This window comes from Bacillus sp. SCT118 (assembly GCF_058566435.1).
This window is the reverse complement of sequence record NZ_CP191225.1, coordinates 35,771-48,924: the sequence shown is the minus strand read 5'-3', so window position 1 is coordinate 48,924 and position 13,154 is coordinate 35,771. Positions and strand designations below refer to the sequence as shown.

Annotated in this window: 17 protein-coding genes and 1 pseudogene; 11 read left to right on the top strand and 7 right to left on the bottom strand. The window is 40.9% G+C overall.

Features of this window, described 5'->3' with window-relative positions; genetic code table 11:
- The first annotated feature begins 46 nt into the window (after nt 1-46).
- Nucleotides 47-784: a MerR family transcriptional regulator gene (locus tag ACQVGT_RS00285; protein ID WP_015483967.1), complete on the top strand. Its 738-nt coding sequence runs from the start codon at nt 47-49 to the stop codon at nt 782-784.
- A 37-nt stretch (nt 785-821) separates the two neighbouring features.
- On the opposite strand, the gene ACQVGT_RS00280 is transcribed toward ACQVGT_RS00285, so the two are convergent.
- Complete coding sequence (locus ACQVGT_RS00280) at nt 822-1,610, bottom strand: YybI family spore inner coat protein (RefSeq protein ID WP_015483968.1); 789 nt, start codon at nt 1,608-1,610, stop codon at nt 822-824.
- A gap of 67 nt (nt 1,611-1,677) precedes the next feature.
- Nucleotides 1,678-2,067, bottom strand: coding sequence for a YybH family protein (locus ACQVGT_RS00275; protein ID WP_015483969.1), 390 nt, complete (start codon nt 2,065-2,067; stop codon nt 1,678-1,680).
- Between the two features lie 146 nt (nt 2,068-2,213).
- Between ACQVGT_RS00275 and ACQVGT_RS00270 the strand changes: the two genes are divergently transcribed.
- Nucleotides 2,214-3,053, top strand: coding sequence for a pentapeptide repeat-containing protein (locus ACQVGT_RS00270; RefSeq protein ID WP_015483970.1), 840 nt, complete (start codon nt 2,214-2,216; stop codon nt 3,051-3,053).
- 32 nt (nt 3,054-3,085) lie between these two features.
- Here the strand turns inward: ACQVGT_RS00270 and ACQVGT_RS00265 are convergent, their stop codons facing one another.
- The gene (locus ACQVGT_RS00265; protein ID WP_015385188.1) at nt 3,086-4,300 is read right to left on the bottom strand and encodes an MFS transporter; all 1,215 of its coding nucleotides are present in this window, start codon (nt 4,298-4,300) and stop codon (nt 3,086-3,088) included.
- 186 nt (nt 4,301-4,486) lie between these two features.
- On the opposite strand from ACQVGT_RS00265, the gene ACQVGT_RS00260 reads away from it, so the two are divergent.
- The 3 genes from ACQVGT_RS00260 to ACQVGT_RS00250 all read left to right on the top strand — a co-directional run bounded on the left by ACQVGT_RS00260 (nt 4,487) and on the right by ACQVGT_RS00250 (nt 6,384).
- Nucleotides 4,487-5,365: a LysR family transcriptional regulator gene (locus ACQVGT_RS00260; RefSeq protein ID WP_015385189.1), complete on the top strand. Its 879-nt coding sequence runs from the start codon at nt 4,487-4,489 to the stop codon at nt 5,363-5,365.
- A gap of 13 nt (nt 5,366-5,378) precedes the next feature.
- Nucleotides 5,379-5,822: a GNAT family N-acetyltransferase gene (locus ACQVGT_RS00255; protein WP_015385190.1), complete on the top strand. Its 444-nt coding sequence runs from the start codon at nt 5,379-5,381 to the stop codon at nt 5,820-5,822.
- An 82-nt stretch (nt 5,823-5,904) separates the two neighbouring features.
- Nucleotides 5,905-6,384 carry a DUF2798 domain-containing protein gene (locus ACQVGT_RS00250; RefSeq protein ID WP_015385191.1) on the top strand — a complete coding sequence of 160 codons (480 nt, stop codon included), beginning with the start codon at nt 5,905-5,907 and terminating at the stop codon, nt 6,382-6,384.
- Between the two features lie 24 nt (nt 6,385-6,408).
- On the opposite strand, the gene ACQVGT_RS00245 is transcribed toward ACQVGT_RS00250, so the two are convergent.
- Complete coding sequence (locus tag ACQVGT_RS00245) at nt 6,409-7,296, bottom strand: LysR family transcriptional regulator (protein WP_046340295.1); 888 nt, start codon at nt 7,294-7,296, stop codon at nt 6,409-6,411.
- Between the two features lie 128 nt (nt 7,297-7,424).
- On the opposite strand from ACQVGT_RS00245, the gene ACQVGT_RS00240 reads away from it, so the two are divergent.
- Together ACQVGT_RS00240 and ACQVGT_RS00235 are read left to right on the top strand one after the other, a co-directional pair.
- Nucleotides 7,425-8,003 carry a LysE family translocator gene (locus ACQVGT_RS00240; RefSeq protein WP_015483972.1) on the top strand — a complete coding sequence of 193 codons (579 nt, stop codon included), beginning with the start codon at nt 7,425-7,427 and terminating at the stop codon, nt 8,001-8,003.
- Nucleotides 8,004-8,091: 88 nt separating this feature from the next.
- Nucleotides 8,092-8,469, top strand: a pseudogene (locus ACQVGT_RS00235) (VOC family protein).
- 49 nt (nt 8,470-8,518) lie between these two features.
- Here ACQVGT_RS00235 and ACQVGT_RS00230 read toward each other — a convergent pair.
- Both ACQVGT_RS00230 and ACQVGT_RS00225 read right to left on the bottom strand, forming a co-directional pair.
- A complete protein-coding gene (locus ACQVGT_RS00230; protein ID WP_015385196.1) occupies nt 8,519-9,181 on the bottom strand; it encodes an MBL fold metallo-hydrolase in 663 nt (220 codons plus the stop codon).
- A 165-nt stretch (nt 9,182-9,346) separates the two neighbouring features.
- Nucleotides 9,347-9,799: a MarR family transcriptional regulator gene (locus ACQVGT_RS00225; protein WP_003226875.1), complete on the bottom strand. Its 453-nt coding sequence runs from the start codon at nt 9,797-9,799 to the stop codon at nt 9,347-9,349.
- Between the two features lie 119 nt (nt 9,800-9,918).
- On the opposite strand from ACQVGT_RS00225, the gene ACQVGT_RS00220 reads away from it, so the two are divergent.
- Together ACQVGT_RS00220 and ACQVGT_RS00215 are read left to right on the top strand one after the other, a co-directional pair.
- Nucleotides 9,919-10,359 carry a GNAT family N-acetyltransferase gene (locus ACQVGT_RS00220; RefSeq protein ID WP_015385197.1) on the top strand — a complete coding sequence of 147 codons (441 nt, stop codon included), beginning with the start codon at nt 9,919-9,921 and terminating at the stop codon, nt 10,357-10,359.
- Nucleotide 10,360: 1 nt separating this feature from the next.
- A complete protein-coding gene (locus ACQVGT_RS00215; RefSeq protein ID WP_015385198.1) occupies nt 10,361-10,963 on the top strand; it encodes a YczE/YyaS/YitT family protein in 603 nt (200 codons plus the stop codon).
- Between the two features lie 66 nt (nt 10,964-11,029).
- On the opposite strand, the gene satA is transcribed toward ACQVGT_RS00215, so the two are convergent.
- Complete coding sequence (gene satA / locus ACQVGT_RS00210; protein ID WP_015483974.1) at nt 11,030-11,551, bottom strand: streptothricin N-acetyltransferase SatA; 522 nt, start codon at nt 11,549-11,551, stop codon at nt 11,030-11,032.
- 414 nt (nt 11,552-11,965) lie between these two features.
- Between satA and ACQVGT_RS00205 the strand changes: the two genes are divergently transcribed.
- Both ACQVGT_RS00205 and ACQVGT_RS00200 read left to right on the top strand, forming a co-directional pair.
- Nucleotides 11,966-12,322 carry an MmcQ/YjbR family DNA-binding protein gene (locus ACQVGT_RS00205; RefSeq protein ID WP_015385201.1) on the top strand — a complete coding sequence of 119 codons (357 nt, stop codon included), beginning with the start codon at nt 11,966-11,968 and terminating at the stop codon, nt 12,320-12,322.
- 159 nt (nt 12,323-12,481) lie between these two features.
- Nucleotides 12,482-13,048 carry a dihydrofolate reductase family protein gene (locus ACQVGT_RS00200; RefSeq protein WP_015385202.1) on the top strand — a complete coding sequence of 189 codons (567 nt, stop codon included), beginning with the start codon at nt 12,482-12,484 and terminating at the stop codon, nt 13,046-13,048.
- The last annotated feature ends 106 nt before the right edge of the window (nt 13,049-13,154 follow it).

The window sequence follows — 13,154 nt, the reverse complement described above, 5'->3', positions numbered from 1 at the left end:
CTACCAAAGGTAAGGCCTCATAGTGAAAGAAGAAAGGAGGAGTCGGATGGTGAAATTAACAGTAAAAGAACTATCCAATATTGCGAATGTCACAATTAAAACGCTTTATCATTACCACAAAATCGGCTTGCTAGCCCCAAAGGAAATAAGCGAAGCCGGATATCGGTACTATGGTGCTGAAGAACTAAAAAGACTGCAGGAAATCCTTTTTTACAAAGAATTAGATATCCCTTTGTCAGAAATTAAAACATTACTAAATGAGGATGCTGAAAGAACAAGTACATTAGAAAAACAAAAAAAGCTGTTTGAAAAGAAAATTGAAAAGTATCAGCGTCTCATTCAAACAGTCAACACATCTTTAGAATACACGAGAAAAGGCGAAAACATGGATCACAAGGTAATGTTTAAAGGATTTGAAAGCGCTGAAGAATGGAAACAATCTTTAGCAGAACAAAATGGGTATTTAAAAGAGCGTTACGATTTTGAATTGGATACACATACAATCAATGTCGATGAAATGAACAAAATGGCAATAGAGGCTAAACATTTTCTTGATAGGATGGCTGATTTTTTAAGAAACGGTGTAACGTATCATGATCCTTCCGTGCAAGAGCATGTCATGAATCATCTTAAGTTCCTAAATCAGAACGGGCATCCGACAAGTAAAGAAGATTACGTAAAACAAACACGTTTTTTTATGCAAGATGATTTCCATAGAGGAATGTTAGAAGAGCAGCAAACCGGTTTATCTTATTATTTGGTTGTCGTTGCAGAACACCTGTAGTGTTTTGTCACCCTTTATAGGGTGACAGCCATCAGGATTACGAGACAGCACCGCCAACAATCGAAACATTCTGCCGGTCAACGGCAAAACGCCGTCCGTTCCATTTCAATACGGTTTGAACATATCCCAATGAGTCGGCGTTATACCTTCCCGCTATCCGCTGGTACGCCAATAATTCGTATACACCGTCTCTGTCAAAATCAACCGGATACAAACCCGATAAAGGATTCACCCATCCTTCTATCGGCATTTTTAACACACCTTGGCTGTTATAAATCTCATTCAAATATTCCCTGCCCTTGTAAGTAAGGTCGAGGATATACCTTTCGTTTTGCTGATGACTGATGACGCTCGCTTTATATTGATTTTGATACCTCACACTGTACTTTAATTCATCATTCAATACATCTGAATTGAAAATTCGCCGGAACTGCCTGTTTAGATAGGCAAACACATATGCATAAATAGCACCGCCGCTTCCCCCTGTGTCCATTACCACTGCCACATCCTCAATCTTGTCGCCTGTCATATCCCCCAGAAAAAGTGACGGATTGTATCCCATATTGTTTTGAAGCTGAATCTGCTGCTCCTGATGGGTTCTGCCATCACGGATCACCAATGTGATATTTCTCCATAACGGGCTGCCGGGTATTTGATTTCCAGTTAGAAAGACCTCGTCAATAACGCCGTCTCCCGTGACATCGCCGCGGGTAGATGCAATGATTGCACGTGAGGAGACAGGCTGCCGAAATACGTATGGATGTTGAACAAGTCCTCTGCCTTCATAAAACCAATAAGGAGCCATTCTGATGTCATACACATTCAATTGTGTCACCTTCCCTAATCAGCTGAATGAATCATTATATGCAGGAATGGCACATCAAAGACATATCTTACACACCAATTAAATCCGTACCATATGAATTATCGATTACACAAAGCCACTCGCCTTGCGCATTCTTCTTAAATACATAGGTCGCCCTTCTTTCCATCGTATACTCGGAGTCCTTTTTATCCGAATCAAGCAGTGTCTGAGAAAGGACAAGTACCGTGTCACCTGCTTCCAACAGGATCATTTCCCCTTGTGTCGGGACAATATGATGATTGAAATAATTCGCAATCGTGATAAACGCTTTTTTGATTTCTTCTTTGCCTCGCGCGATCATGCCCGGCTTCACAACTAAAGCGGCATCTTCCGAATAATAATTCATCAGTGTATCAAAATCTTCATTTTGAATTGCCAAATCACATGCAGAGATGATGTCTTTCAATTGCTGTTCCAAATGAATTCCCCCAATCATCATGATTGGATATATTATACATCGTTTGCCCAGCTGAAGCCGTAAAAACAAAATGAAAAGTATCAATATTTCCTATATAATCAAATGGATATATTTAACAAAGTACCCAAGTGAAGGGGTGGACATTATTGTCTGCGGAAGTAACGTTACATGACAATATACATCATGATTTAAGTGCGGATTGCCAGCACTGTTTTGGCCTGTGCTGTGTCGCCTTGCCTTATGCGAAGTCGGCAGATTTTGCTTTTGATAAAGACGGGGGCACGCCTTGCCGCAACTTACAATCAAACTATCAATGTTCGATACATAAAGATCTCAGAGAAAAAGGATTTCGAGGCTGCTCTGCATATGAATGCTTTGGCGCCGGCCAAAAAGTATCCCAAATCACTTATGAGGGAAAGGATTGGCGAAACAGCCCCGAAACGGCCAACCAGATGTTTGACGTTTTTCCTATCATGCAGCAGCTGCACGAAATGCTCTGGTATTTACATGAAGCTCTACCTATAGATATAGCCAAGCCGATTCATTCTGAACTGAGAACCAGTTTCGAAAAAATAGAAAGGCTCACCAGACTCAGCAAAGAGCGCTTGCTGACACTGCAGGTGGACGAGCATCGAGCTGAGGTCAATGAATGGCTGTTAAAAACGAGTGAACTGGTGCGTGCCCAAGCCCGCCATCCAAAACTCCCGAAAAAAGTCAGCCAGGGAAGTGTCCTGATCGGCGCGAAACTGAAAGGGCTTGATTTGCGAGGAGCAAACCTAAGAGGGGCACTGCTCATAGCCGCAGATCTGAGAAATGCCGATTTGAGAATGACAGACTTTATCGGTGCAGATATGAGAGACGCTGATCTCAGAGGCGCCGACCTGACCGGGAGCATCTTTCTGACACAGGCACAGGTGAACGCCGCCAACGGCGATTCGAACACAAAGCTGCCGCTGTCTGTACGAATCCCTGCCCATTGGAAATAAAAAAGGACCCGCTAACGGTCCTTTTTTACTGATCAATTCAATCCTTTTTCGTTCCTTTTATCCGGCATTTTCACACTTCTTGCCAAGTATCCCGACAGCCATAACGCAACCAGCAGCATGAAGGTGATCATACCGACAACGCCCAGCCAGTGAAAACCAGACCAGAATAGCCCTCCGATTGTTCCGAAAACACTTGAACCGGCGTAATAAAAGAACAAATACAGCGATGAAGCCTGTGCTTTGTTGTGAAGGGCTCTCCTGCCCACCCAGCTGCTGGCAACTGAATGCCCTCCGAAAAAACCGAATGTAAAGAGGGCAATTCCCAGAATTTTCACTGCCAGCATACTGTTTATCGTGAATAAAGCACCTGCAATGACGATGAAAATATTCATCACCAATATTTTCGGATAGCCATACCGATCAACCATCCTTCCAATGAAAGACGAACTGAAAATGCCTACAATCATCACAATAAAGATCCAGCTGGAAAATGCTTTATTAAGCGAATACGGCGGGCCCAACAGCACGTACACAATGTAATTAAACAATGCAACATTGCTTCCGAGCAGTAAAAAACCAATGAGAAACAAGCTGAATAGTTTACGGTCCCTCAAGTGGCCGATCAGAGACATTCCCAATTTCCCGAGCTTCAATTTTCTTGGCGTAAAATGCCTGGATGGCGGCAAATTCATAAAAAATATAATACTAGCAATCAAACTAATGACACCAATTGACCCCATCGCCATATGCCAATTCAAGTACTCGCTCAGGAGCCCGGAAACGATCCTTCCGAAAACGGCGCCGATTGCGTTTCCGCTGATATACAGCCCCATCGCTGATCCAAGACTTCCGGGTTCAATTTCTTCTCCAAGATAAGCCATCGCAATCGACGGAAGGCCTGCGAGCGCAACGCCTTGAACGGTTCTCAATACGAGCAGTGTATGAAAGTTCGGACTAAAGGCCGATGCCAGACAGAGAACCGATGCGGCCAGCATGGAAATACCCATAATCGGCTTGCGCCCCCACACCTCGGATAATGAACCAAAGACAAGCATGCTCACAGCTAACAGCATTGTGGTAACAGATAAAGAAAGACTCGCCGCAGTAGGCGTCACATGAAATTCCCTAGTGAATTCCTCCATGAGCGGCTGTACGCAATATAGAATCGCAAATGTATTGAAACCCGCAGCGAAGAAAGCAAACGTAATTTTTCGAAAAACCGGTGTGCCTTTTTGAATGTATGTCATCGGGACTTTATCGGTCCCTCATCATGTTGTGGAGCACTGTAATTCATAAACAACCATCCTTTATTTCTTCCGATTTCAAACATCCTCGAGTCTGTTTATATTATTATCTTAGCACCGTTGATATATGTTGTATAATGCATATAAAATATCCTTTTCATGCTTATATGTAATAAGGAGGGATGATAATTGGAATGGGAACAACTTGAATATTTTCAAACACTCGCCCGGATGCAGCATGTGACGAAAGCTGCAAAAAGCCTCTCCATCACACAGCCTGCGCTTTCACGCTCTATCGCCAGGCTGGAAAATCATTTGGGTGTCCCGCTATTTGACAGGCAAGGACGATCCATTAGCTTAAATCAATACGGACACATTTTTTTGCGGCGGGTTCAGGCGATGATGAAAGAGTACACCGAAGGAAAAGAAGAAATCCAAGCTTTATTAAAGCCAGACCAAGGCGTAGTCTCTCTCGGTTTTTTGCATACATTAGGCACCACGCTCGTGCCCGATCTCATCGGCTCCTTTCAGCAGGAATATCCCAACATTGCCTTCCAGCTGAAGCAAAACCACTCTTATTGGCTGCTTGAACGATTAAAATCCGGGGATCTGGACCTCTGTCTCCTCGCTTCGATTAAGCCTGAAAATCCGATCCAATGGATCAAGCTGTGGAGTGAAGAACTCTTTGTATTTGTGCCAAATGATCACCCATTAGCCAGTCGCGAAAGCATTACCCTGAATGAGATTGCCGGGGAGCGTTTTATTTTATTGAAAAAAGGCTACGCGCTTCGGATGACGGTCGATGAGCTGTTTGAGAAGGCCAATATACAGCCGAACATTATGTTTGAAGGAGAAGAAGCAGCTACTGCCGCAGGTTTTGTGGCAGCCGGACTGGGCATATCTATTCTCCCAGACCTGAAAGGCTTAGACCAAAGCAAGATCACCAAAATCCACGCCAGCTGGCCGGAATGTCAGCGTGTCATAGGAATTGCCTGGATAAAAGGCAGGTTTTTATCACCGGTTGCTGAGACCTTTAAACAATACGTCATCAGCCATTTTTCTGAGTAGGGAGGATTCAAGCATGAATGTCAAAAAAATCACGTCAGAACAGGATTTACATACAGCGTTTGAAATCAGAAAGGCAGTATTTGTAGAGGAACAAGGCTGTCCCATTTCGGATGAATTCGATGAGTTCGATACACTCCACGGTGATTGCCAGCACATCTTGGCTTATCATCAGAGTGTACCTGTTGGCACTGCACGTGTCCGTATCGTTGGCCACGCGGGGAAACTGGAACGAATCTGCATTCTGAAGCCTTACCGCAAATTCGGTCTGGGAAAAATAATCGTCGATGCATTAGAACGTATTGTGAAAGAACAAGGCATTTCTGCCTTCAAATTGCACGGCCAGACACAGGCGGCAGGCTTTTATGAAAAGCTAGGCTATCAGACTGCATCAGAAGAATTTATGCTGGATGGCATTCCGCATGTGCTGATGACAAAACAAGACGATTCTGCGCTATAGATTGTTCACAAATTTGTCACTTATGAGCATGAACAGTTCATTGGTATACTAATCACCGATTATGAAGAGAAGGAATGATTGTATGCCAGCAAATAAAAAAGAGAGTCTTATATTTGGCGTGATGATGTGTTTTGGAATGGTCTGCGTCATGTCGATTTACAATGCCATCATCAACAGAGCCATTCAGGATTTTTCGCTGATGACCATTTTTGAAATGGTCATCGGTTTTATGGTCGCCCTCCTGTTCGATTTACTGTTAGTGGGCCCCCTCGCCAAGAAGATTGCATTCCGTATGCCGTTCGACAAGACTAAAAAAATTCATGTCATCCTTGCCATGTCAACTTGTATGGTGATTGGCATGGTACTTTGTATGTCTGTGTTCGGTTTAGTGACAGCGGTTCTAGCAAATGGGCTGAACGGGGACAGCCTCTTCAGTGCTTATCTTATGATTGTGTTGAAAAATTTCATCCTGGCCTATCCATTGCAATTACTGATTATGGGCCCATTAGTCAGAGGGATTTTCATGAAATTTGTAAAACCAAAGCTCACAGCCGTAATTTAAATAGAATAGGAGTGAGCCTGACACTTACTCCTTTTGCTCATGAATTGAATGTAAAACAAGCTCCGCAAAAGCCTCTGCGGCAGGCAGCTGCCATTTTTTCTTTTTGAGTAACAGGTGTGAGTAAATCGGATCAAGGGCTTCACCATGCTGAAGAATTTTCAGCTTCCCCGCTTCCACTTCTTCTTTTACTGTGATGTACGGCAAAACAGAAAATCCAAGTCCGCTCATAACCGTTTGTTTGATTGCTTCGATACTCCACAGCTCCATCGTTTGAAAACCGCTGATGTCATGCTTCACAAGGTATCGTTCAAACATCGACCGGTAACTGCAGCCCTCTTCATTTGTGATAAAGAAATGGCTGTTGTTTTCCTGTTTGTAATCATCAAAATGATCCGGTCCATCCATACTGCCCACAAGGACTATCTCCTCCTCGGTTAATGTGTAATGAACACACTTTTCAATATTGATCTCCGGATAGACCATTAACGCGACATCGACCCGTCCGCTTAACAAATCCACCTGATTTTGTCCGCATGTGCCGTTGCTTAAGATGATTTTGACATGAGGATATTTCAGTGAAAATTCCCTTATGATCGGTCCAAGTCTGGAAATGGTTAACGACTCAGGTGCCGCTACTTTCAACACACCCTTAACTTCGTGAACGTTTTGCATATTCTTGATTTGTTCATGGGTTGATAGTAAATCTTCAGCTAAAGGGATCAATTCCCTTCCTAAAGCCGTCAGTCTTAAACGCCTTTTCTCGTACATGAATAACGCCCCTCCGATCTCCTGCTCCAGCGCTTGGACGTGAGTGGTGATCGTGGATTGCGTATAGCCTAGCTTCGCCGCGGCGTCTGTATAGCTCCCCTTTTCTACGATGGTCTGAAACGTGATAAGATGTCTGATCTCCATACGATTTCTCCTTTTATGATCTATTGAAAAAAATGATAATGACTTTTTATATTTCAATTTTATTTATAGATATCATTATCATACAATAAAAACTGCCCCGTACGACATTAGTAAATGAAGGTGATTTTATGAGTATAATAGCTTTTCTTTCGTATGTGATTTTGACATCCATTACGCCTGGCCCGAGCAACATCTTAATGATGAATGAAGCGCGGCAGTTTGGCTTTATAGGGTCATGGCGTTTCAATAGCGGCATTTTGGCAGGTTTTGCAGTCCTTGGGATTCTCAGCGGTGTATTTACGATAGGACTATACAATTGGATTCCGGTTGCAGAACCATACTTCAAAATAGCAGGTGCAGTCTATCTGCTTTATTTGGCATGGCAGGTCGGCATGTCCAAAAAAGCAAAGAAGGATTCTGAAGATGTGCATTCTTCTTTTCTATCAGGTTTTATTTTTCAAATAATCAATGTCAAAAGCATTCTGTTCTTCTTAACATTGATGAGTGCTTTTATCCTTCCGTTTCAGCATTCAATGACATCGGTCATTCTTTATCTCACATTAGCCATCATTCTCGGCTGGCTGGCGCTGCTGCTATGGTCAGGATTCGGCTCTGTGTTCAAAAAACTCTTTGACAAATACGATAAAGCATTTCGCACTATTATGTGTTTGCTGCTTGTTTACTCTGCCGTCAGTATTTATTTGTAGCACCTGTAAATCTATCTTATAAAGCAGGTCATCTAGTGATTGTGATGATTTTCGTTATTTCGATTACCCTAAAAGGAGGGAATTCATCTTGATCAAACGAATTGATCATCTGGTGTTGACTGTACAAAACCTTCAAGAAACGATCGACTTTTATACATCTGTTTTGGGAATGGAAGAAGAAACATTTGGCGCAGGCAGAAAAGTCTTGTGTTTTGGCAATCAAAAAATCAACTTGCATGAGGCCGGTCATGAATTCTAACCTAAAGCCAAGCACCCGCTCCCGGGATCTGTCGATTTATGTATGATCACGGATGAACCCATCAATAAAGTGATGGAGCATCTCAAGAAAACAAACGTCAATGTCGAGGAAGGCCCAATAAAAAGAACCGGTGCACTCGGCCCGATTCTATCTGTTTATATAAGAGACCCCGATCAGAACCTCATTGAGATTTCGGAGTATATTTAAATCCCCTCTAAACATACCAATTCATTTGGTATGTTTTTTCTTACTTCCATTAATCCCTATACCTTACCACATAGTTTTTATACAATTCTTCGTTATAAAGAATTTCTTCGCCATGTGAAGAGCAAATGAGCGTTGGTTTGATTTGATCTATGATTGAGCCGCTATCAATATTCTCATTTATATCAACACTGAATCTTCTTATAGGTGGGTGTAAATCCTCCTTACTTGTGATAAAAAGGTCACCCGTTAAAAGAGTAAGATCGATTTTATGATAATACACGACATGACCCGGAGAATGGCCAGGTGTTAAATAGTATTTCAGAGGCAGGTGAGCAAGCGTTTGCTCCGTCAGCGGCTGGACAACATGGGCTACCCCTGTGTTCTCCACTTCATTTTTGTTCGGATATGGCTCTTCCCCATTGATGTACTTTAGTTCTTTCTGGTGCGCAAAAATCGGAATATCAAATCTCTCTAACCATTTTGATGCACCTCCGATATGATCACTGTGGCCATGAGTAAGCAAGATGGCTTTTGGATCGCCGATCGCGAGTGCTGCCCTAATTTGAGCATCAGCAAAACGTTCTATTCCCGTATCAACAATATAAACATCATCACCATCTTTGATAAACCAAGCATGAACCGGAATACGGAGAGGCACATCAAGCTCAAATTCACATTGAAAGACATGTTCTGATAGCTGTCTCAAGTTCATCAAAACCACTCCCTTTGGAGATTTTTTGATAGTTTTTAAAGAAAACAGAAGTGAACGGACCAGGCAGATTATCTTGAAAATGGCCCCACACTCCAGCAATCTGGTATTCTTGAGGAGGAGACGCCGATTTTCGCCAGCATCAGCTCGACTTGTTAACATTGTCCATTAATAATCCCTTTTGTTCCCCTTCTTGACATATTCCCAATCACGTTCTATATTCTTCCTCACTCTATGAAGGAGTGCAGAAATGGTTTCCTTTTCCTCTGAAGTAAAACCGGACAAGGCCACTTCCGTGGAATGTTCTCCTTCTCTTCTTAACAATGGATATACCTTTTTTCCTTTCTCAGTCGGGAACAGTTTTTTTATTTTTTTATTTTGCTCATCCGGCAGTTTTTGAATAAATCCCTGCATTTCCAGCTTCTTAATGGCCCGCGCGGCCGTTGTCCGGTCCACTTTTATCATTTCCGCCAATTTTTCTTGAATAATTCCCGGATTTTCGTATATACGTACGAGATAGAGATACTGCCCTCTTGTTAAGTCCAAATCTTTAAATTCGATGTTGCTTATGGAATCCAACGCTCTTGCTATCATGCCGATCTCACGCAAAATATCATTCATTCCTAAAACCCCTCACATATTTTTGTTGCAATTACAACAAAAATGTTTTACCCTTACTATTATAAGACCACATGCATGCTGTACAGTCCAGACTAATATCAGAAAAGGATTGATTCATAATGAATATAAAAAGAATAACAACTGAAGCTGATTTACATGAAGCTTTGAATATTAGAAAGACGGTTTTCATTGAGGAGCAACATGTATCTGTATCCGAAGAGTTCGATGAATTTGATACGCTCCAGGAACAATGCCAGCATGTCTTGGTATATTATGAGAATCAGCCTGTCGGCACGGGCCGTGTGCGCATCGTTGACCATACAGCAAAGCTGGAAAGAATCTGCATCCTAAAACCTTACCGTAAGTACGGATTGGGGAAAGTCATCGTAAACGGGTTAGAAGAAATCATAAAAGAAAAAGGACTGACTGCATGTAAGCTGCATGGTCAAACACAAGCAACAGGCTTTTATAAAAAACTGGGCTACCAGATTTCTTCACAGGAATTTATGGAAGACGGCATCCCTCACGTCCTGATGACAAAAGAAATATCGCGGATTTAACATGAAATATATTTTTTACGGATTAGGCATACTCATATTAAGTTTGGGCATTTCCTTAACCATACAATCAGAACTGGGCACATCACCCTTCGATGCCCTTTTGGTTGGTCTGTCAAAAGAAGTCGGACTTACCGTAGGAAGCTGGGAGGTCCTTATTTCTGTGATCCTCTTAGTCTGCAACGCTATATTAACGAGAAAAAAACCTCTTTTGCTGGGCTTGATTACAGCATTCATTACTGGAATAGGCATTGACCTATGGTTGTTTGTTGTAAAAAACACCATCTATCTAAACGCGTTGTTAAGCAAACTGATTTGTTTCGGAATTGGTTTGGTGCTCATCGGTCTTGGAACAGCCATCTATCTTCAGACGAAATTCGCATCAACACCCATCGATCATTTAACACTTATTATCCGAGATCTCTCCAAAAGAACAATTTTGTTTTCAAGAACATTCGTATACGCTCTTTTCTTAGTATTAGCCATCATCTTTAAAGGCCCTATCGGCATCGGAACCCTATTAACCGTCTGTTTGGGAGGAATGATCCTTCACGTTTTTATGCCTATTGTGGAAAGACACTTCTTATCAAAGAAAAGAAGGGGTTAAAAAACCTCTTCTTTGAAAAACAAAACGCAAAACAAGCTTCGTTTCGTTCGATAATTTTATGATAAATTAAAATTTATAGTACCAAAAAATCGCAATTTCATTTGCTGTTGGAAGGTTGGAATAAAGCATCGTATCAACCGCACCTATTATAAAGTGATGTTTGGCATAAAAACGACAAGCTGAGACATTAATATCTTGTGTTTCAAGCATAAGACCACAAAAGCGTTTCTCCTTTGCCCACTCAATCGCTTTATGTAATAATGCTGTTCCAACACCTTTCTTTCTATAGTCTTTTGCAACAGCAATGTCCTCTATTAGTGCATACCCATTCCAGTTAGAACGAATCTTAATCCGGCCGATGCAGTTGCTTTCACCATAATATAAAAAAACAACTTTCCCTTCATCTTCCATATAACTAACATCCATTTCATCATCTTCATATTGTTTAAAATAAGGTTTAGAAAATCGTTCCACAGTATATGTCCAAACACCGTTTTCAAAAGCAGGTATCATTCTCCCTAAAACAACGAAAGGTTCGTTTGGTTTATTGAAATCTTTCATATTCAATTGAGTCATTTTAATGATCAAATCAATCTCCGCCAATCGAGATGATATTTAGTAAACTCGTTTCGATACTATTCAATAACAGCTTCCAAAAGTGCACTCTTTAAGAGAACAGCAATAGATAAGACATCCATTACCTTATATATAAATTTCAATATCGTAATGAAGTATTTCATCAAAGGATTGTGGTACAGTAAAAAAGAATAGAAACAAGAGCAAAGAAGATGATCTCATGCCCACTAACAATAAACTCAATGAGAAATATCATCCTTCATTCAACTCGCCCACAACCCTGTTGAATAGTACCCATGGAGAGAGGAAGCTTTGCCACAGCTTCTGCCATTGGTGACATCTCTATTGAAGTATCCAAAGGACAACCAAGGACCGCTCTTTGGTTTTTCCTAGAAGAAATTAGAGTGAATAAAGGAGTGGTTGAGTATGTTGACAAGAGAAGATATCTTTAAACACGTCAAAAAAAAATACGGTACATCGCCTGATTATCCGTGGGGGAAATACCCAAACTATGCTTCTTTGAGACATACATCAAACAAAAAATGGTACGGTCTTATCATGAATGTTCTCCCAGAAAAATTAGGCCTGGAAGGACATGGCGAAATAGATATTCTGAATTTAAAATGCCCCCCTGACATAAGTGATGGCTTAAGAAATGGGGAAAATATCTTACCCGGATATCATATGGATAAGGAACATTGGATTTCAATTGTTTTAGAACGGACAGATCCAGAAAGCGAAATCTATAGCTTAATCGAACAGAGCTTTCATTTAACCAAGTGAAGATAAAGAGTGTTCCTGCTAATCGAGCTGCAAAGAGTAGTGGGCACTTTCATTTTAGGATATTGTTCTTCACTCTGTCCACAAACGCAACTTAATCCATCTCGTGTATGAGTGGAAGAAGAATTTCTACCAACTTCTTATGTAAAAGGATGAATAGTTATGACAAATAACTTAAAACAGAGAAGAATCATTTTAGATTTAGCAGTTACTCTAGATGGTTTTATTGAAGGGAAAAATGGAGAAGTTGATTGGTGTATTATGGACCCTGATATGGGGTTTACTGATTTCTTAAATCAAATTGATACTATTTTATATGGTAGAAAAAGCTACGATTTATGGGGACAGTATATCCCCAAAAAAGAAGACCCTGATACGGAAAAGGAAATTTGGAAATTAATTCATAGTAAAAAGAAATATGTTTTTTCCAGAACACAACATGAGATTGATAATCAAGCAATATTTATAAATGATAATATTCTTGAAGAAGTAAATAAATTAAAGAAAAAGCCTGGTAAAGACATCTGGCTATATGGTGGAGCGAGTCTCATAACAACTTTTATAAATTTGGGGCTTGTTGATGAATTTAGATTATCTATTCACCCTGTTGTTTTGGGAGAAGGAAAACCGTTGTTTATTGATTTAAAACAGAGGTTAAATTTAAAAATGCTGAATACAAGAACATTTTCCTCTGGCGTTGTGCAAATCGTTTATCATTGGAATGGCTAAAAAATCTTTCAGTCCAAAGTATATATTGTTAGGTAACACTCGACAGTAATTTTTCTTATGAACTAAAGGGGAATCCATAAATAATGGGTTCCCCTTAATACTATGG